13 protein-coding genes are annotated in these 19,912 nt (G+C 65.9%); 8 read left to right on the top strand and 5 right to left on the bottom strand.

Annotated features, from left to right (window positions below):
• Window positions 1-4: 4 nt before the first annotated feature.
• Both sufB and EET13_RS12080 read right to left on the bottom strand, forming a co-directional pair.
• The gene (gene sufB / locus EET13_RS12085) at window positions 5-2,581 is read right to left on the bottom strand and encodes a Fe-S cluster assembly protein SufB (protein WP_122442513.1); all 2,577 of its coding nucleotides are present in this window, start codon (window positions 2,579-2,581) and stop codon (window positions 5-7) included.
• On the bottom strand, window positions 2,578-3,354 hold the full coding sequence (locus EET13_RS12080; protein WP_122442551.1) for a helix-turn-helix transcriptional regulator: 777 nt from the start codon (window positions 3,352-3,354) through the stop codon (window positions 2,578-2,580). The genes sufB and EET13_RS12080 overlap by 4 nt, the downstream gene beginning before the upstream one ends.
• Window positions 3,355-3,437: 83 nt before the next feature.
• Here EET13_RS12080 and mptB point away from each other — a divergent pair, with 83 nt between their 5' ends.
• From mptB to EET13_RS12060, 4 genes are all read left to right on the top strand, one after another.
• Window positions 3,438-5,150, top strand: coding sequence for a polyprenol phosphomannose-dependent alpha 1,6 mannosyltransferase MptB (gene mptB, locus EET13_RS12075; RefSeq protein ID WP_122442512.1), 1,713 nt, complete (start codon window positions 3,438-3,440; stop codon window positions 5,148-5,150).
• A complete protein-coding gene (locus EET13_RS12070) occupies window positions 5,147-6,097 on the top strand; it encodes an ABC transporter ATP-binding protein (protein ID WP_122442511.1) in 951 nt (316 codons plus the stop codon). Before mptB ends, EET13_RS12070 begins: the two co-directional genes overlap by 4 nt.
• 65 nt (window positions 6,098-6,162) lie before the next feature.
• Complete coding sequence (locus EET13_RS12065; RefSeq protein ID WP_244603874.1) at window positions 6,163-6,873, top strand: ABC transporter permease; 711 nt, start codon at window positions 6,163-6,165, stop codon at window positions 6,871-6,873.
• 175 nt (window positions 6,874-7,048) lie between these two features.
• Window positions 7,049-7,978: a COX15/CtaA family protein gene (locus EET13_RS12060; RefSeq protein ID WP_211189060.1), complete on the top strand. Its 930-nt coding sequence runs from the start codon at window positions 7,049-7,051 to the stop codon at window positions 7,976-7,978.
• Here EET13_RS12060 and EET13_RS12055 read toward each other — a convergent pair.
• Window positions 7,928-8,782, bottom strand: coding sequence for a hypothetical protein (locus EET13_RS12055; protein WP_122442509.1), 855 nt, complete (start codon window positions 8,780-8,782; stop codon window positions 7,928-7,930). The two genes, EET13_RS12060 and EET13_RS12055, sit on opposite strands and share 51 nt — an antisense overlap.
• Before the next feature lie 19 nt (window positions 8,783-8,801).
• On the opposite strand from EET13_RS12055, the gene EET13_RS12050 reads away from it, so the two are divergent.
• On the top strand, window positions 8,802-9,788 hold the full coding sequence (locus EET13_RS12050; protein ID WP_122442508.1) for a quinone oxidoreductase family protein: 987 nt from the start codon (window positions 8,802-8,804) through the stop codon (window positions 9,786-9,788).
• A 45-nt stretch (window positions 9,789-9,833) separates the two neighbouring features.
• Here the strand turns inward: EET13_RS12050 and otsB are convergent, their stop codons facing one another.
• Both otsB and EET13_RS12040 read right to left on the bottom strand, forming a co-directional pair.
• A complete protein-coding gene (gene otsB, locus EET13_RS12045) occupies window positions 9,834-13,583 on the bottom strand; it encodes a trehalose-phosphatase (RefSeq protein ID WP_122442507.1) in 3,750 nt (1,249 codons plus the stop codon).
• Between the two features lie 165 nt (window positions 13,584-13,748).
• Window positions 13,749-14,741 (bottom strand): heme o synthase, encoded by a 993-nt coding sequence (locus EET13_RS12040; RefSeq protein ID WP_168990754.1) that lies wholly within the window; start codon window positions 14,739-14,741, stop codon window positions 13,749-13,751.
• Window positions 14,742-15,036: 295 nt separating this feature from the next.
• On the opposite strand from EET13_RS12040, the gene tkt reads away from it, so the two are divergent.
• Genes tkt through zwf form a run of 3 tightly spaced genes read left to right on the top strand, consistent with a single transcriptional unit; the run spans window position 15,037 to window position 19,804 of the window.
• The gene (tkt, locus tag EET13_RS12035) at window positions 15,037-17,124 is read left to right on the top strand and encodes a transketolase (protein ID WP_122442506.1); all 2,088 of its coding nucleotides are present in this window, start codon (window positions 15,037-15,039) and stop codon (window positions 17,122-17,124) included.
• A gap of 14 nt (window positions 17,125-17,138) precedes the next feature.
• Entirely contained in the window at window positions 17,139-18,257 is a 1,119-nt protein-coding gene (tal, locus tag EET13_RS12030) for a transaldolase (protein ID WP_122442505.1), read from the top strand.
• On the top strand, window positions 18,254-19,804 hold the full coding sequence (zwf, locus tag EET13_RS12025) for a glucose-6-phosphate dehydrogenase (RefSeq protein ID WP_122442504.1): 1,551 nt from the start codon (window positions 18,254-18,256) through the stop codon (window positions 19,802-19,804). Before tal ends, zwf begins: the two co-directional genes overlap by 4 nt.
• Window positions 19,805-19,912: the final 108 nt, after the last annotated feature.

Genomic DNA, 19,912 nt, shown 5'->3' with positions numbered 1-19,912 from the left:
ATTCTCATCCTACGGAGCCCTCCATCTGCAGCTCGATCAGCCGGTTGAGCTCCAGCGCATACTCCATCGGCAGTTCCTTGGCGATCGGCTCGACGAAGCCGCGCACCACCATCGCCATGGCCTCGTCCTCGGTCATCCCGCGGCTCATTAGGTAGAACAGCTGGTTCTCACTGACCTTGGACACGGTGGCCTCATGGCCCATCGTGACGTCGTCCTCGCGGATGTCGACGTAGGGGTAGGTGTCGCTGCGGCTGATCGTATCGACCAGCAGCGCATCGCATTTCACGCTCGATTTGGAACCGTGCGCGCCCTTGTTTACCTGGACGAGGCCTCGGTAGGAGGTGCGGCCGCCGCCGCGCGCTACCGACTTCGACACGATGTTGCTCGACGTGTTGGGCGCCAGATGCAGCATCTTGGCACCGGTGTCCTGGTGCTGGTCTTCGCCGGCGAACGCCACCGACAGCACTTCGCCTTTGGCGTGTTCACCGGTCATCCAGACCGCCGGATATTTCATGGTCACCTTGGATCCGATGTTGCCGTCGACCCACTCCATGGTGGCGCCGGCCTCGGCCCGGGCCCGCTTGGTGACCAGGTTGTAGACGTTGTTCGACCAGTTCTGGATGGTGGTGTAACGGCAACGGCCACCAGGCTTTACGACGATCTCCACCACCGCCGAGTGCAACGAATCCGACTTGTAGATCGGCGCAGTGCACCCTTCGACGTAGTGAACGTAAGCGTTCTCATCGACTATGATCAGTGTTCGCTCGAACTGGCCCATGTTCTCGGTATTGATCCGGAAGTAAGCCTGCAGCGGAATGTCGACGTGCACGCCGGGCGGGACGTAGATGAAGGATCCACCACTCCACACCGCTGTATTCAGCGCGGAAAACTTGTTGTCCCCGGCCGGGATAACGGTACCGAAATACTGCTTGAACAGATCGGGGTGTTCCCGCAGACCGGTGTCCGTGTCGAGGAAAATGACGCCCTGGGCCTCCAGGTCCTCGCGGATCTGGTGGTAAACAACCTCCGAGTTGTGTACCACTAGGCCTTCGGCGATGAAATTGTGCGGACCGTCGACCTCGAGGTCGTACACCGGTTCGACATCGTACGGCTCGACCGACTTGACCCGCTCGAAGCCAAGCCAGTCGTTGCAGTGCACACGGATGGTCGTCCCGTGCGAACTGTTGGATGAATGCCTGAAGCGGCGGCGGCCGAAACGCCCGGTTCGCTTCGGATTGCGACATCCGAGCCGCTCGAACTCGCCGGAAATGCCTAGGCGCCAAGCGATCTGCATGCGCTCGGGCGCGTGCCGATATGGCTGGGTGAACGGCCAGGGGCCGCCTGCCCGCAACCCCGCCAGTTCCGCCAATTCCCGCGCTTGACCGATAAGTGCTTGATTGGCACAGGTCAGCATGATCGAACCGCTCTTGTCCGGGGACACGTAACCGTCGGCGTCAACCCATCCGCCGAGGAACGCGAGCCGCTGGTCGACTGGCAGGCCATACACCCAGTCCGGTACCCGCTTGGTCAGCGACAGTCCGCCGAAGCCCAGCGCAACGATCCACTCGGTCAGCGCCTTGGAGTTGACATCCACCCGGTACTCGTCGGCTTCGATACAGCGCAACCCGAACAGATCCTTGATGACCCTGGCCAACTCGGCGCGAAGCTCGCGATCGGTTGCCGGGATTGCGAATTGAACGCAGTACGTCTTCGTCGACAAGTGCAGATTGCCGTCGCCGACATAGAGCCCCAACAGCCACATCAGATCGGCTGAGCTGGCCGCGGGAGTGGTCAAGCCTGCGACACTCGGAAGCTTTTCCGCGACACCGAAATTCGGGACCGCCCGGGGCACTGCGATGAAGTCGCCTGGCTTGATCTCCCCCACGGTGACCCAACGTCGCGCATACCGGGCGCGCTGGCGACCCTCCTTGCGTTCGTCGCGCAATACCAGCATCGGGTGGTTGTCGGTTGCCCGTACACTGCGCCGGGTGGTTTTCACCTCATACGTCAACCGGGTATCGGTCTGCGCTGACGCCTTGACCGGCGCGACGACGAACCGCTCGGCACGTTCGTCGTAGGAGAACACCCGGTCTCCGAACTCGATCTCTTTGATCGGGACCTGCCCGCGGTTGGCGGTCCACACCAAAGTCTCGCCGGCCAAACACTCATACTGAGCCGCCACGCCGGCGACGAGGCGCTGCTTTTCCGCCTCGGGGATGCCCAGCCGGTCGTATGTATTTTTGATGTCCTCTGGCAAATCGTCCCAGCTGGCCGCCTGCTTTTCTGTCGATCGCACGAAGTACTTGATGTTGTCGAAGTCGATGCCCTCGAGGTTGGAGCCCCAGCGCGGCATCGGCTTGCGCTCGAAGATGCGCAGCGCCTTCAGCCGGTTCTGCAGCATCCACTCGGGCTCGTTCTTCTTCGCCGAGATGTCGCGAACCACCGCCTCCGACAGCCCGCGCTGAGCGCTGGCGCCGGCGACATCGGAGTCGACCCAGCCGTAGCCGTAGCGGCTCAGCGAAGCAATGGCCTCCGCCTGGGTCAGCGGCTCGGCAGCGGTCTTGCTGGCCTCGAGGGTCATATCGACGCTCCTTCGATGCTCGTAGTGTCGCGGCGCGGGCTGGGCGCCGGGGTTAAAGGCACGTGGGTGGTGCAGGCACAGTCGCCGTTGACGATGGTCGCCAACCGCTGCACGTGGGTTCCGAGCACTTCGGCCATGGCCTGCTGCTCGGCTTCGCACAATTCCGGGAACTCCTCGGCGACATGGGCCACCGGGCAGTGATGCTGGCAGATTTGCACACCATGGATCGGCCCACCCACCCGGGTGGTGGTGGCGACGTAACCGGCTTTGGTCAACGCGTCGGCGATACGCTCCGCGGCGGCTTCCACCACATCGTCGGCGTGGCTGTCCGCCGGGGCGACGTCGGCCAGGATCGCGTCGATGCGTCGTCGCGCAAACGTCCGCACCGCGTCTTCGCCGCCGATCTCCCGCAGTTGGCGCATCGCCGCCGACGCCAAGTCGTCGTATGAGTGGTCCAGCTTGGCCCGGCCCCCCCCGGTCAACCGATAACGCTTGGCGGGCCGTCCCCGTCCCGCCTGCTGCCACGGCGCGGCGTTGACGGATTCCGCGTCGCCAGCTTCGATGAGCGCGTCAAGATGACGGCGTACGCCGGCGGCCGACAGCCCCAACCGATCGCCGATCTCGCTGGCGGTGATCGATCCGGACTCCAGCAGCAAGCGCACAATGGCGCGACGGGTATGACCGTCGGGAACTGCGGCTGGCACAGCAGCAGTAGCTGCCGGGATTTTCACAACACAAGTGTGACGTAATTCAAGGAAGCTGTCCAGCGAGATGGCCTGTGCAAAGGCTGTGGGCTCTGCACGCCGCAACGCGGCGCGTCCAACCGTCCTGAATCGCCGGGGCTAGGCTGCTGAAGATGTCAGCCCGCCAACACACGCTGAGCGCGTCGATCGCCAGCCTCCATGGCGACGAGCAGGCGGTGGGCTCGCCGTTGAATGCCGCCGAACTCACCGCACTGGCGCGCACCCGGCTGTTCGGCGCCACCGGCACGGTTCTGATGGGCATTGGCGCTTTGGGCGCGGGCGCCAGGCCAGTGGTGCAGGATCCCACGTTCGGGGTCCGGCTGCTCAACCTGCCGTCGCGAATTCAGACCGTGTCGCTGACGATGACCACCACCGGAGCCGTCATGATGGCGCTGGCCTGGCTGATGCTCGGCCGGTTCGCGCTGGGCAAGAGGCAGATGTCGCGCGGCGATCTGGACCGCACCCTGCTGTTGTGGATGCTGCCGCTGCTGACCGCCCCGCCGATGTACAGCAAAGACGTTTACTCTTACCTGGCCCAAAGCCAGATCTCCCGCGACGGACTTGACCCGTACCGGGTCGGCCCGGCATCCGGGCTGGGCCTGGGCCACGTGTTCACGCTGTCGGTACCCAGCCTGTGGCGCGAGACGCCGGCCCCATACGGTCCGCTCTTCTTGTGGATCGGTCGCGGCATCTCCGCGCTGACCGGAGAAAACATTGTCGCCGCCGTGCTGTGCCACCGACTGGTCGTGTTGATCGGCGTGGCGATGATCGTGTGGGCGACGCCGCGGCTGGCCCGGCGCTGTGGCGTGGCCGAGGTCAGCGCGCTGTGGCTGGGCGCGGCCAATCCCCTGCTGTTCATGCATCTGGTTGCCGGCATCCACAACGAAGCACTGATGCTCGGGTTGATGCTGACCGGCGCCGAAATCGCCCTGCGTGGCATCGATTTAGCGGGCGCCACCCGACTCATGCCCGCATCCTGGCGTCCGGGCGCGGACTGGGAACCACTGACCATGCTGGTCGGCGGCTCAGTTCTGATCACGCTCTCATCGCAGGTGAAGCTGCCGTCCCTGCTGGCGCTGGGCTTCATCACGATGGCCCTGGCATACCGCTACGGCGGCACGATCAAAGCGCTGCTGCTGGCGGGCGGCGGCATGGCGGCGCTGTCGCTGTCGGTGATGGCCATCGTCGGATCGGCCAGCGGGCTGGGCTTCGGCTGGATTTACACCCTGGGCACCGCCAACGTGGTGCGCAGCTGGATGTCACCGCCGACACTGCTGGCGCTGGGCACCGGGCAGGTGGGCATTCTGCTGCGGTTGGGGGACCACACCACCGCGGTGTTGTCGCTGACGCGTGCCATGGGCGTGCTGATCATCATGGTGATGGTCTGCTGGCTGCTGCTGGCGGTGTTCCGCGGCCGCCTGCACCCGATCGGCGGCCTCGGGGTGGCGCTGGGCATCACGGTGCTGCTGTTCCCCGTCGTGCAACCCTGGTATCTGCTCTGGGCCATCATTCCGATGGCGGCCTGGGCGACCCGCACGGGGTTTCGGGTGGCCGCCATCGTCATCACGCTCATCGTCGGTATCTTCGGGCCGACGGCCAACGGTGACCGATTCGCGTTGTTCCAGATCATTGATGCCACCCTGGCCAGCGCAATCATCGTGCTCGTGCTGATGGCACTGACCTACCACCGCTTGCCGTGGCAAGGGCTGCCGGCCGGAAACGGCCCAGCTAATCAGCAGACAACGGCGGAACCGGTACCGGCGGCCGAGATTGCGGTGACCCGGCCACCGACGTCGGCGCCGGACGCCTACGCTGACTCCACGTGAGCTCGGCCCCCCAAGCAGCTTCTAGAGATTCCGCCGTCGTCCGGTTACGTGGCGTGACCAAGCGGTACGGATCGCTGACGGCCGTCTCCAGCCTGGATCTCGAGGTGCAGGCTGCCGAGGTGCTGGCACTGCTGGGTCCCAACGGCGCCGGCAAGACCACGACCGTCGAGATGTGCGAGGGCTTCGTGCGTCCCGACGCCGGAACCATCGAGGTGCTCGGCCTGGACCCGATCGCCGACAACGCGCGCCTGCGCCCGCGCATCGGCGTGATGCTGCAGGGCGGCGGCGGCTATCCGGCGGCGCGCGCCGGGGAAATGCTGAAACTCGTCGCCTCATATGCGGCCGACCCCGTCGATCCACGGTGGCTGCTGGACACCCTGGGACTGACCGAGGTTGCCCAGACCACCTATCGGCGGCTCTCCGGAGGCCAGCAGCAGCGGCTGGCGCTGGCCTGTGCGCTGGTGGGGCGTCCCGAGCTGGTCTTTCTCGACGAGCCCACTGCCGGCATGGATGCCCACGCTCGACTGCTGGTATGGGAGCTGATCGACGCCCTGCGCCGCGACGGTGTGGCGGTTGTGCTGACCACCCACCAATTGAAAGAAGCTGAGGAACTCGCGGATCGACTGGTCATCATCGACCACGGCGTCACGGTGGCGGCGGGCACACCGACCGAACTCATGCGCACCGGCGCCAAAGACCAGTTGCGGTTCAGCGCACCGCCGCGGCTTGACCTGTCGCTGTTGGCTTCCGCGTTGCCGGAGGCGTATCAGGCCTCGGAGATAACGCCCGGCGAGTATCTCGTCGAGGGCCCCATCAACCCGCAGGTCATGGCAACGGTCACCGCGTGGTGCGCGCAGATCGACGTGCTGGCCACCGATATGCGCGTCGAGCAACGCAGCCTCGAGGACCTGTTCCTGGACCTCACCGGCAGGAAGTTGCGACCGTGACAGACAACACGCCGTTTCCCCCCGGAACGTTCACCCCGGACCCGCGCCCCAATGCTGTCTCGCGGATGTTGGCCGCACAGTTCGGGCTGGAACTCAAACTGCTGCTGCGCAACGGCGAGCAGCTGCTGCTCACGATGTTCATCCCGATCACGCTGCTGGTCGGGCTGACGCTGCTGCCGCTGGGCTCCTTCGGCCAGCACCGTGCCGCCACCTTCGTGCCCGTGATCATGGCGCTCGCCGTGGTCTCCACCGCGTTCACCGGCCAGGCCATCGCGGTCGCGTTCGATCGCCGCTACGGGGCACTCAAACGGCTCGGCGCGACCCCGCTGCCGGTCTGGGGAATCATCGCCGGCAAGTCGCTGGCCGTGGTCGCCGTGGTGTTTCTGCAAGCAATCATCTTGGGCGCCATCGGCTTTGCCCTGGGTTGGCGCCCCGCATTGACCGCGCTGACGTTAGGCGCGGCCGTCATCGCGTTGGGCACCGCGGGCTTTGCCGCGCTGGGGCTGCTGCTCGGCGGCACGTTGCGGGCCGAGATCGTCCTCGCGGTCGCCAACCTGATGTGGTTCGTGTTCGCCGGCTTCGGCGCGTTGACCGTGGAAACCAGCATGATCCCGACGGCCGTCAAGTGGGCAGCCCGGCTCACCCCGTCCGGCGCGCTCACCGAGGCGCTGTCGCAGGCGATGACCCTGTCGGTGGATTGGTTCGGTGTCGTCGTCCTGGCCGTATGGGGAAGCCTGGCGGCAATGGCGGCTCGCCGCTGGTTCCGCTTCACGTAGTTCGGCGGCTTCGGCGCGCGCCGAAATTGCCGCCCCCGATCGCGATGGGTCATGATGGGCCGTCGATGGCAGCACAATCACCGCGGTCGCGACAACCTCGGCACCGCCCGCTTCTACTACGCGACGTAGTTGTCGCTACGATCGGGCGGTGGCCGTCGGACGGACGCTGTTGCGGTTGGTGGACCTGCTCCCCGACCCAAGTCTGCGCGTCCAGCGGGCCGTTGCCGCCGCCGTCATCCTCACGCAGGGCGGTATCGCGGTCACCGGCACGATCGTGCGGGTCACCGCGTCGGGCCTGGGCTGCCCGACCTGGCCGCAGTGCTTCCCCGGCAGTTTCACCCCGGTAGCGGTCGCCGAGGTACCGCGGATCCACCAGGCGGTCGAGTTCGGCAACCGGATGATCACCTTCGCGGTGGTCATCGCCGCGGCGCTGGCCGTGCTGGCCGTCACCCGGGCGCGCCGGCGCACCGAGGTGCTGGTCTACGCCTGGCTGATGCCGGCCTCGACCGTCGTGCAGGCCGTGATCGGCGGTGTCACCGTGCGGACCGGGCTGTTGTGGTGGACGGTGGCCATCCACCTGCTGGCGTCCATGACGATGGTCTGGCTGTCGGTGTTGCTCTACGTCAACGTGGGCGAGCCCGACGAGGGCATTGCGCACCGGGTCGTAGCCCGGCCCCTGCGCACGCTGACGATGCTCACCGCGTTGAATCTGGCCGCGGTTCTGGTCACGGGCACCCTGGTGACAGCCGCCGGGCCGCATGCCGGTGACAAGAGCCCCAGCCGCACGGTGCCGCGGCTGAAAGTCGAGATCAACACCTTGGTGCACCTGCATTCATCGCTGCTGGTGTCCTACCTGGCGTTGCTGGTCGGCCTCGGATTCGGGCTGTTGGCCGTGGGCGCAACCCGCTCGATCCTGCGGCGCACGGCCGTACTGCTCGCGTTGGTGCTCGCGCAGGCGATGGTGGGCATCGTGCAGTATCACACCGGGGTGCCACCCGCCCTGGTCGCACTCCACGTCCTCGGGGCCGCAGCGTGCACGGCGGCCACGGCGGCGCTATGGGCGTCGATGCGAGAACGGGCCCAGCCCCAACCGCTCCAGAGCTGACTCCACGCACAGCGCGAACCGACGCTGGCCGCGATCGCGGGCAGCGACGTCCAACCGGCGCCAGCACAGTGACGGGTCCACCAAGCGAAGTTCCAGCAACTGCCTTCCGACCAGGTGTGCCCGCGCATAGAGAAGGTCGCCGATGCCGACTCCGGATGCGGCCGCGGCTGCGTCCAGTGCGGCGGCGCCCGTCTCCCAGATTTCGGCGTCGGGCTCACCCTCGCGCAGCGCGTCGTCTTGCGTGGTGAAGGCGTGCGACGGCTGGCCCCCAAGGAAGATCAGCACGGTTTCAGCGCCCGGGCCAGCGGTCTGGACCACCAGCGAAGGGTCGCCGTGCCGACGTTCGGCGAGGTGTGCAGTGGCCAACCAGGGATCACTGAACCGCCGGGCGCCGTCACCGACGGTTGGGCTGATGAAGATGGGGCCCGTGCGCGGCAGCCGGATCCGCTCGCCCGGCCGCCATATCGCCCGGGGCGCCGTCGGCACTCCCCGACTCGCCAGGTCGTCCAGGTAGCGACGGTCGGCATTCCAGGCGACGACCGAAGGCGCGTTCAATAGGTTGGCCACGCTGTTGGTCCAGGCGAGGAACTCTTCGAGACGCCCGGGGTAATCGCGAGCGGCCCGCAAAATTACCAGATGCGCGCGGGCTATGTCGGGATGGTCCCAAGGCAACCAGTGCGCGTGTAACCCACGGTGCCGCAGAGCCGCGACCAGCCCGGCGTCGTCGCCGTCGCCGGAAGGATGCCGCGACCAACCCGCCAACGCGATGCGCGGATGGAAGGTATCCGGCCGGGCGAGCTTCATGCCCGGGCATGATAGCCACATGCATGCAATCGAAGTCAGTGAGACCGGCGGACCCGAGGTATTGCGTTATGTCGAGATGGCCCGACCCGAACCCGGCCATGGCCAACTGCTGATCAAGACCGAGGCCATCGGTGTCAACTTCATCGACACCTATTTCCGTTCCGGACAGTACCCACGACCACTGCCGTTCATCATCGGCTCCGAGGTGTGCGGCACCGTAGTTGCCATCGGCGACGGAGTCGGAAGCGCCGACGGTGTCATCACTGTGGGCGACCGGGTGGTCACCGCTTCGGCCAACGGCGGCTACGCTGAATTAGCTACAGCGCCAGCGTTTTTGAGTGCGAAGGTCCCCAATGACGTCAGCTCCGAAGTGGCCGCGTCGGCGTTGCTGAAAGGCCTGACCGCCCATTACCTGCTCAAGTCCGTTTACCCGGTGCAAAGCGGTGACACCGTCTTGGTGCACGCGGGCGCGGGTGGTGTCGGCCTGATCCTGACGCAGTGGGCCACCCGTCTCGGGGTACGGGTGATCACGACCGTCTCAACCCCGCAGAAGGCCAAGCTGTCGCGGGAGGCAGGTGCGGCCGAGGTTCTCGACTACCCCACCGATGCCGGGCAGTTCGCCGATCGTATCCGTGGCCTGACCGGCGGGGACGGTGTGGCAGCCGTATACGACGGGGTGGGCGCCACCACATTCGACGCCAGCCTGGCCAGCCTCGCCGTCCGGGGCACACTGGCGCTGTTCGGCGCCGCGTCCGGTGCGGTTCCGCCGGTCGATCCGCAGCGCCTCAATGCGGCGGGGTCGGTGTATCTCACTCGCCCCTCGCTGGTCCACTTCCTGCGCACCGCCGAGGAGTTCAGCTGGCGGGCCGCCGAACTGTTCGAAGCGATCAGCAGCGGGGTGGTCAACGTCGAGGTCAGCGGTCGTTATCCACTCGCCGAGGCGGCCCGAGCGCACACGGATTTGCAGGGGCGCAAGACGATCGGCTCGGTGGTGCTGCTGCCTTAACGGATGGCCGCTGCTCAGCGACGTCGGATTGCCAATGCGCGCATCTCAGGTGAATCGGACGACGCTGCCCGGGACCAGGCGTTCCACCCGTCCGCGGCATTCGACTTCCACCGGCGTCACATCCCGGGGTTCGACGCTGATCTCCGCACCCTTGCCGCTGACCCGCAGGTGTAAGTGGTTACCCCGGTAGTGAATCGGAAAACCTAGTGCACCAAGGTATTCCGGCCACAACGGAGACAGCACGATGCGGTCGCCGCGGATCTCGAGACCGGTGAAGCACCGCTGCACGAAATCGACGCTGCCGGCCATGGCCGCCAGATGAACACCTTCGGAAGTGGTGCCACCCTGGATGTCGGCGATATCGGACTTGAGCACCTGCTGGAAGAACTCCAGCGCGCGATCCCGGTTGGCCCGGGCCAGCACCCAGCCATGCACGACGGCACTCAGCGTCGACCCATGTGAGGTACGCGCCACGTAGTAGTCGACCATCTCCGGGATCCGGTGCGGATCCAAGTGGTAGTCGAGCCGGTCCAGCAGCTCCCGCAACTCGTCGGCCGACAGCAGGTAGAGCAGCATCAGCACGTCGGCCTGCTTGGACGCCCGGTATCGGTTGACGTCGTCGCCCTCGGCTTCGAGGATGCGGTCGAGCCGCTGAATGTTGCGGTAGCGCCGTCGGTAGCCATCCCAATCAAGTTCCAACAATTGCTCGTATCCCTCGAACTGGCTGATCACACCGTCGTGAAACGGGACGAACATGCGCCTGCTGACATGGTCCCAGTGGGCGAGCTCCGCGTCGGTCAGCCCCAGCTCTTCGCAGAGATCCAGCCGGTTGGGCAGCGGCATCAGCTGCAGCGCATCGATGGCGCGCAGGATCACCCAGACCGCCATCACGTTGGTATAGGCGTTGTTGTCCACCCCGTCATATGGCCGGTCTGGGTAGCCGGAGTGGAATTCGTCGGGCCCGATCACACCGTTGATGCTGTAGCGGTCACGCTCCTGGTCGTAGGTGGCCCGGCTCACCCAGAACCGGGCGATCTCGGCCATCATCTCGGTCCCGTAGTCGATCATGTACGCCAGATCACCGGTGACCTGGTAGAAGTTCCACACGTTGTACGCGACGGCGATCCCGATGTGGTGCGCGCGGTGACTCGCATCGGGCCGCCACCGGCCGGATCGCGGATTCAGGTGCTGCTCCGGGCTTTCCTCACGCCCGTCGCTGCCGGACTGCCACGGGTACATGGCGCCGCGGTAACCGGCAAGCTTGGCCGCGCGGCGCGCCTCCAGCAAGCGCCGATGCCGGTATCGGAGCAACGACCGGGTGATCGTGGGAAGTCGCAGATTCAGCACGGGAAAGATGAACAGCTCGTCCCAGAAGATATGTCCGCGGTATGCCTCGCCATGCAGCCCGCGGGCCGGCACCCCGACGTCGAGCTCCTCGCTGTTGTAGGACACCGTCTGCAGCAGATGAAGCAGGTGCAGCCGCAAGACTCGCAATTCTTCGGTGTGGTTGCTGAATTCGATCGACAACCGCTCCCACAGGTGTGCCCAGGCGAGCCGATGGGCCGCACAGATTTCGGCGAATCGTCCTTGTCGGGCCAACCTGCGCTCGGCCCCCGTCGACGGGTGTGAGGTGGCAACGTCACGTCCGGTGACCAGGGTGACTATCTTCTCCACGGTCAGCGGCTGACCCGGTTTCAGGGTGGTGAAGATCTGATTACCGATCGCGAATTCCTCATCGAGCAGCCGGTACGTGGCGGGCGCGGGCGCGTCGCCGTGCCAGGCGCTGGTTCGCGCGGCCAGCGTGACGGGAATCTTCGACTGGGTTGTCTCGACAGCCATCAGCACCGAATCCTCAGAGAGCGCAACCTTTTCCAGTCCCTGAAGGTGATTGCTGGCCAAGTCTCGATAACGCTCGACCCCGGAGTTGCGGACGTCGCCGTCCAGGGTTGACCGGATCTCGATTGCCCCTTCCCAGTCCTGGGCCACGATGGTGGTCTGCAGGGCCGCCACGTGGGCCTGGTTCATCGCCACGAATCGGTGCTCGGTGATCGAGGTGGTACGGCCGGCGTCGTCACGGTAGGTCAGCTCCCGAGTGAGCACCGCGCCGCGCAGGTCGAGCGTCTGGCGGTAGGACAGCAACGTCACCGCGTCGAGGTCCAACCAGTCGCCGTCGCCGATGCGGAAGGTCAACGGAAGCCAGTTGGGCAGATTCACCAGGCTTTCGTGTGCAGTCCGGGTACCCGCGACCAGATCATCGAGCCGGTTGTACACACCGGCGGCATAGGTTCCCGGGTAATGGACTTGGCCGGCCTTGGATTCGGGAGCAGCCCCTCGAGTGGCGAAGTAGCCGTTGCCCACCGTGCACAGCGCCTCACGCAGCTTTTCGTTGGGCGGGTCATAGCCTTCCCAGGTGAAAGTCCAACCGCGAGCGCGTGTCTCGCGGTCATAGGCCAGCCACCTGGCGCCGCGCCGAACGAAGTCACGTGCCTCGGTAGGGCTGGCCAGCGTGAAGCTGGCGGCGGTGGGGCGGTCACCGGCGCGATCGTGGCGGACCACGACCCCGATACCGCTGAACCGCACCGCATCGAAGGCGTCCTCGTCGGTGAGGTCGCCACCGATGTAGATCGGTAGCACCCGGCCCGGTTGGGTCTGCGATTCGCGCGCCGATCCGGTCCCCGAAGCGGCCCCCGATTCGAGCCCCGCGGCGAGTATGTGATCGCGTATCCAGGCCAGTGCGGTGCCCTTGTCCCAATCGATGTCGGGGCGCAACTCGACAACTCCGCGGCCGGTGGTGAGGCGAAGGCCGTGTCGTCGGCCCTGCTGGTGCACTGCCGCGATCACCTCGGCCACACCCTCCTGCGCCACCTGGCCGTAATGCACCCTGACCCCGAAGCGGGTGTGTTCGACGCGCGCCGGCGACGTCGGGCTCAGCTCATCACGCAGTGTGGCTGCTGCGCTCGCCAGCACCTCGACCGACGAAGCCGCCACCTCATGCTGATAGCGGGTGCCGTCGGGTGCCACCAGGTCCAAGCCGTGGCTGCCGGCATACCAGATACCCGGCACCCCTACCCGGTTGCGAACGTCCTCCGGATCCCGGCCGGACAATATCGCGACCGGGCACTGCGTGGCCAGATCCGCCAGCGCCCGGGCCGCGCCGTCGACCAGCGTGGCGAGATCGGGGTCCGGCATGATTTCCAACAGCGTGCTGTCGTAGTTCACACAGGCGAACGGCTGCCGGCCGGAGACCATTCCAATCACCTGACCGTAGGAATCCAGCGCGTTGGGGCGCCGTGACATGGGTTCATCACCGGTGCGGACCATCACGTCGGAAAGATTGGCGACGACGGCGTCGGCTCCGCGGTGCACAAACTCGTCGGCACGCCCATCCTGGTCGAGACCGACGACATAGGCGAAGCCGCACTCACGGGCCGCCTGCACCCCGCCGCTATCACCCGCTACCACCGCCGACCGCTCCGCGGCCACACCCAGCTTGACGGCGGCAGCCATGAGGCCGATGCAGTAACGCTTTGTCGGCAGTTCGGGTCCCCCGGCAGGAGCCCGCTCGACCCGCGCGGGAAACGGTTCGGAGCTTCCCGCAGCCTCGAGAACTCGGACGCTGTGACCGCCCGGCGAGTAGAGGGCGGTGACCAAACCGGCCTGCCGGAGCTTATGGGCCAGCGCGAGAATCGACTCCATCACCGTGTCGTCAGGGTCGTGCCCACCACCTACGCCAGCAGTGTCGAGAACGAAGATGACCCCGTCGTGCCGACGCGGATCGATCGTGGACGACGTCATCGCGGGGATCCCCCTAGCACCGAGAACTCAACGCCCCATGGTCGCGCGCAAACGCAACGGCGAGAACCCTTTCCGGGCCACCTGAGCATTTCGGCAGCCGATTGGTGACAAAGGTCCCGCCGAGTTGAGGCCAAGCTGGAAACTGGAGCTTGAAACTAAAACAGACTAAAACAGGGTGGGCAGGCCCAGCGCCGAGTCGACCGCCAGTGCACAGAAGACCAACGCCAGGTAGTTGTTCGACTGCAGGAACAGCCGCAGCGGCTTGACGGGTTCACCGGCGCGAACACCCGCGTACAACTGATGTGCCATGGCCAGGAACCACGCACCCGCCACCAGCGCCACCGCGGCATAGAGCCACCCGGTCGCTGGCGTCAGTGACAGCGTCGCCGCCACCGTCAGCCAGGTATAGATCAGGATCTGTGTGGTGACCTGACGTTCGGTCGCCACCGCGGGCAGCATCGGTACCCCGGCCTCTTGGTAGTCCTCTTTGTAGCGCATCGCCAATGCCCAAGTATGCGGGGGGGTCCAGAAGAAGACGATCGCGAACATTGCCAGCGCGGGCCACGCGAGGGTTCCGGTGACCGCCGACCAGCCGATCATCACCGGCATACAGCCGGCCGCCCCGCCCCACACCACGTTCTGGGAGGTGCGCCGCTTGAGTAACAGGGTGTAGACGAACACGTAGAACGCGACGGTCGCCAGGGCCAGCAGCCCGGAGAGCAAGTTGGTGGTCCACCACAGCCACACAACGGAGACCGCCGTCAGCACCAAACCGAACACCAGGGCGTTCCTGGTCGGCACCGCGGCACGCGCGAGTGGCCGGCGCGCCGTCCGCTTCATCACTTTGTCGATATCGGCGTCGGCCACACAGTTGAGGGTGTTCGCACCGCCGGCGGCCATCATTCCGCCGATCAGCGTGTTGAGAATGACCAGCGGATGGACGCTGCCGCGATCGGCGAGCAGCATCGCCGGTATCGCGGTGACCAACAGCAACTCGATGACCCGCGGCTTGGTCAACGCCAGGTAGGCCAGCAGCGTTGCGGCCACGCGGCTCTTCCTTGACGTCGCGATGCCCGGCGCATCGTGCCGCCTGCCAATGCCGGGGATGCCGGGTATGCCAGATATTCGGCCCGTCGCGACGCGGCCACGAACGCTCACGCAATTACTCCTCGAGGACCGGCCGCGCACAGCTTCTACTACGCACGATGGTAGACGGCGTGGCCCGGGCAGCCGCGCCGCAGGGTCGATTCACAGCAACTTTTTCGGCCGCTCGGCACCGATTGCACAGCGTACGCAGCCGACACGCTATTTTCACAGTGCCTTATCGACGCTTTTCGCCAAGGCCCCGACGGGTACCCACGATCTGGGCCTGCAACCGCCGGCAATCCCGCACTAGGGTGGGATTGATCAGTTTGATGACCCTGCACTGCGGACTGAACTGAGGACTGAATCTGTGACCACACTCGAAGAGATCTCCGCGCTTACCCAACCGCGCCATCCCGACGACTGGACCGAGATCGATTCGGCTGCGGTCGACACCATTAGGGTGCTGGCCGCCGACGCCGTCCAGAAGGTCGGCAACGGCCATCCCGGAACGGCAATGAGCCTTGCCCCGCTGGCCTACACGTTGTTTCAGCGCACCATGCGCCACGATCCCAGTGACACCACCTGGCTGGGGCGCGACCGGTTCGTATTGTCGTGCGGGCACAGCAGCCTGACCCTCTACATCCAGCTCTACTTGGGCGGCTTCGGCCTTGAGCTGTCCGATGTCGAGTCGCTGCGCACCTGGGGCTCCAAGACTCCCGGACACCCGGAATTCCGGCACACCAGAGGTGTCGAGATCACCACCGGCCCGCTGGGCCAGGGGTTGGCGTCGGCGGTGGGAATGGCCATGGCGTCGCGGTACGAACGCGGCCTGTTTGACCCGGACGCCGAGCCGGGCACCAGCCCCTTCGACCACCACATCTATGTCATCGCCTCCGACGGGGACATCGAAGAAGGTGTGACCTCCGAAGCGTCGTCGCTGGCCGCCGTCCAGCAGCTGGGCAACCTGATCGTGTTCTACGACCACAACCAGATCTCGATCGAGGACGACACGGACATCGCGCTGTGCGAGGACACCGCCGCGCGCTACCGCGCCTACGGCTGGCACGTGCAGGAGGTGGAGGGCGGCGAGAACGTCGTCGGGATCGAGGAGGCCATCGCCAACGCGAAAGCTGTCACCGACCGGCCGTCGTTCATCTCGCTGCGGACCATCATCGGATACCCGGCGCCGAATTTGATGAACACCGGAAAGGCCCACGGCGCGGCGCTCGGCGACGACGAGGTGGCCGCTGTCAAGAAGGTGTTGGGATTCGATCCCGACAAGACATTCGAGGTTCGCGACGACGTCCTCACCCACACCCGCGCTCTGGTGGCCCGGGGCAAAGAGGCCCACGACCGCTGGCAGGTCGAATTCGACGAGTGGGCGCAACGCGAACCGCAACGTAAGGCACTGCTGGACCGGTTGACCGCCGAGCAGTTGCCCGCCGGCTGGGACGACGACCTGCCGCGCTGGGAACCCGGGTCCAAAGCGCTGGCCACCCGCGCCGCCTCCGGCGAGGTGCTGTCTGCCCTGGGACCGAAGCTTCCGGAATTGTGGGGCGGGTCCGCGGACCTGGCGGGCAGCAACAACACCACCATGAAGGGCGCGGATTCCTTTGGCCCGCCTTCGATTTCGACCAAGGACTACACCGCGCACTGGTACGGTCGCACCCTGCATTTCGGGGTTCGCGAACACGCCATGGGCGCCATCTTGTCCGGGATCGTGCTGCACGGCCCCACCCGCGCATACGGTGGCACGTTCCTGCAGTTCTCCGACTACATGCGTCCGGCGGTGCGACTAGCGGCGCTGATGGACATCGACACCATCTACGTCTGGACGCACGACTCGATCGGGCTGGGCGAGGATGGGCCGACCCACCAGCCGATCGAGCACCTTGCGGCGCTGCGGGCGATTCCCCAGCTCTCGGTGGTACGCCCGGCCGATGCCAACGAGACGGCATATGCCTGGCGCACGATCTTGGCCCGCGGCAACGGCAGCGGGCCGGTCGGCTTGATCTTGACCCGGCAGGGAGTGCCGGTGCTGGAGGGCACCGACGCCGACGGGGTGGCCCGCGGCGGATACGTACTGAATGATGACGGCGAAGAACCCGACGTGGTGCTGATCGCTACCGGCTCGGAAGTTCAGCTCGCGGTCGAGGCGCAGAAGTTGTTGGCGGACAAGGACATTATCGCGCGAGTGGTGTCGATGCCCTGCGTGGAGTGGTTCGAGTCCCAGCCATCGGAGTACCGCGACAGCGTGCTGCCGCCGTCGGTGTCGGCACGGGTTGCCGTCGAAGCCGGTGTCGCGCAGTGCTGGCACAAACTGGTCGGCGATACCGGCGAGATCATCTCGATCGAGCACTACGGCGAATCCGCCGACTACAAGACGTTGTTCCGGGAATTCGGCTTTACCGCGCAAGCGGTTGCCGCCGCCGCGGAACGAGCACTCGACAACTGAGAAAGGGCGTTTCCATGAGTCAGAACCCCAACCTCGCCGCGCTCAGCGCCGTGGGCGTATCCGTATGGCTGGACGACCTGTCCCGCGACCGATTGAATTCGGGCAACCTGCGGGAGCTGATCGACACCAAGTGTGTCGTCGGCGTGACTACCAACCCGTCCATCTTCCAGAAGGCGCTGGCCGAGGGCGACGCCTACAACGACCAGATCTCCGAACTGGCCGAGCGGGGCGCCGACGTGGACGCTACGGTGCGCACCGCCACCACCGACGACGTGCGCCGGGCCTGCGACGTGTTCACCCCGGTATGGGAGGCTTCCGGCGGCCTGGACGGCCGAGTGTCTATCGAGGTCGACCCGCGGCTGGCGCATGACACCGAGAAAACGGTCCAGCAGGCCGTCGAGCTGTGGAAGATCGTCGACCGGCCGAACCTGTTCATCAAGATTCCAGCCACCAAGGCGGGCCTGCCGGCTATCACCACCGTTCTGGGCGAAGGGATTTCGGTTAACGTCACGCTGATCTTCTCCGTCGAACGTCACCGTGACGTCATGGACGCCTACCTGGCCGGAATCGAGAAAGCACGTGAGGCCGGCCAGGACCTGTCCAAGATCCATTCGGTGGCATCGTTTTTCGTTTCCCGAGTGGACACCGAAATCGACAAGCGGCTGGAAAAGCTCGGATCCCCGGAAGCGCTGGCATTGCGCGGGCAGGCCGGGGTGGCCAATGCCCGCCTCGCCTATGCCGCCTACCAGGAAGTCTTTGGGGGCGGAGACCGTTACCGAACCCTCAGGACAGCCGGTGCCCACGTACAACGACCTCTGTGGGCGTCGACCGGCGTCAAGAACCCCGATTACGCCGACACGCTCTACGTCACCGAGTTGGCGGCTCCCGACACGGTGAACACCATGCCGGAACCGACGCTGGACGCCGTCGCCGATCATGGCGTGATCAACGGCGATACGGTCAGCGGCACCGCATCCGATGCTCAGCAGGTGTTCGACAAACTTCAGGCCGTCGGCATAGACCTGACCGATGTGTTCGTCGTACTGGAGAATGAAGGCGTGGCGAAGTTCGAGGCGGCGTGGACCGAGCTGCTCAAAGAGACCCAGGCGCAGCTCGACTCCGTCACCAAATGAGCGCAGCTCGCAACTCCGCCGCCGCGCAGTGGCGTAACCCGCTGCGCGACAAGCTGGACAAGCGGCTGCCCAGGATCGCCGGTTCCTGCGGCATGGTGATTTTCGGTGTCACAGGTGACCTGGCGCGCAAGAAGGTGATGCCGGCCATTTACGACCTGGCCAACCGCGGGCTGCTGCCGCCCACGTTCGCACTGGTGGGCTTCGCCCGGCGAGACTGGGACACCCAGGATTTCGGCCAGGTGGTCTACCAGGCGGTCAAAGAACACTGCCGGACCCCGTTCCGGCAGGAGAACTGGGATCGGCTGGCCGAGGGGTTTCGGTTCGTACCAGGCTCTTTCGATGACGAGCAGGCGTTCGCACGGCTCGCCGAGACGCTGGACAAACTCGACGCCGAGCGCGGCACCGGCGGCAATCACGCCTTCTATCTGGCGATCCCGCCCAAGTCCTTCCCGGTGGTGTGCGAACAGCTGCACAAATCTGGACTGGCCCGTCCGCAAGGTGACCGATGGAGCCGGGTCGTCATCGAGAAGCCGTTCGGTCACGACCTGGACAGCGCCCGCGAGCTGAACAAGGCCGTCAACGCGGTCTTCCCGGAGGAGTCGGTCTTCCGCATCGACCACTACCTGGGCAAAGAGACGGTGCAAAACATCCTGGCGCTGCGGTTCGCCAACCAGTTCTGGGATCCGATCTGGAATGCCCACTACGTCGACCATGTGCAGATCACCATGGCCGAAGACATCGGCCTGGGTGGTCGGGCCGGCTACTACGACGGGATCGGCGCGGCCCGCGACGTCATCCAGAACCACCTGATGCAGCTGCTGGCACTGACTGCAATGGAGGAGCCGGTCAGCTTCAAACCGTCAGCGCTGCAGGCGGAGAAGATCAAGGTGCTCGAGGCGACCCGGGTCGCCGAACCGCTCGACGAGACCAGCAGCCGCGGGCAATACACGGCCGGCTGGCAGGGCGGCGAAAAGGTGGTGGGCCTGCTCGACGAGGAGGGTTTCGCCGAGGACTCCACCACCGAGACCTTCGCCGCGATCACCCTGGAGGTCGACACTCGCCGCTGGGCCGGCGTGCCGTTCTATCTTCGCACCGGAAAACGGCTGGGGCGCAGGGTGACTGAGATCGCCCTGGTCTTTAAGCGGGCGCCGCATCTGCCGTTCGATGCCACCATGACCGACGAGCTCGGCGCCAACGCCCTGGTCATCCGGGTGCAGCCGGACGAAGGGATGACGCTGCGTTTCGGATCCAAGGTCCCGGGCAGCGCGATGGAAGTCCGCGACGTCAACATGGACTTCTCGTATGGGTCGGCGTTCGCCGAGGACTCGCCGGAGGCCTACGAGCGGCTGATCCTTGACGTGCTGCTCGGCGAACCATCACTGTTTCCTGTCAATGCGGAGGTCGAATTGGCTTGGGAGATCCTGGATCCCGTGCTGGATTACTGGGCCGCGCACGGCAATCCCGAGCCCTACGAGGCGGGCACATGGGGCCCGGATTCGGCGTTCCAGATGTTGCATCGCACCGGCCGGGAATGGCGGCGCCCATGATCCGCGCCGGCGACGATGCACTGCGAAGCAGTGAGAAGGAGCGGCGCTAATGATCCGCGCCGGCGACGATGCACTGCGAAGCAGTGAGAAGGAGCGGCGCAAATGATC

Origin of the sequence: Mycobacterium attenuatum, from assembly GCF_900566085.1 — a bacterium.
In the GTDB taxonomy this organism is placed as follows: domain Bacteria; phylum Actinomycetota; class Actinomycetes; order Mycobacteriales; family Mycobacteriaceae; genus Mycobacterium; species Mycobacterium attenuatum.
This window is presented reverse-complemented; position numbering and strand designations above follow the sequence as displayed.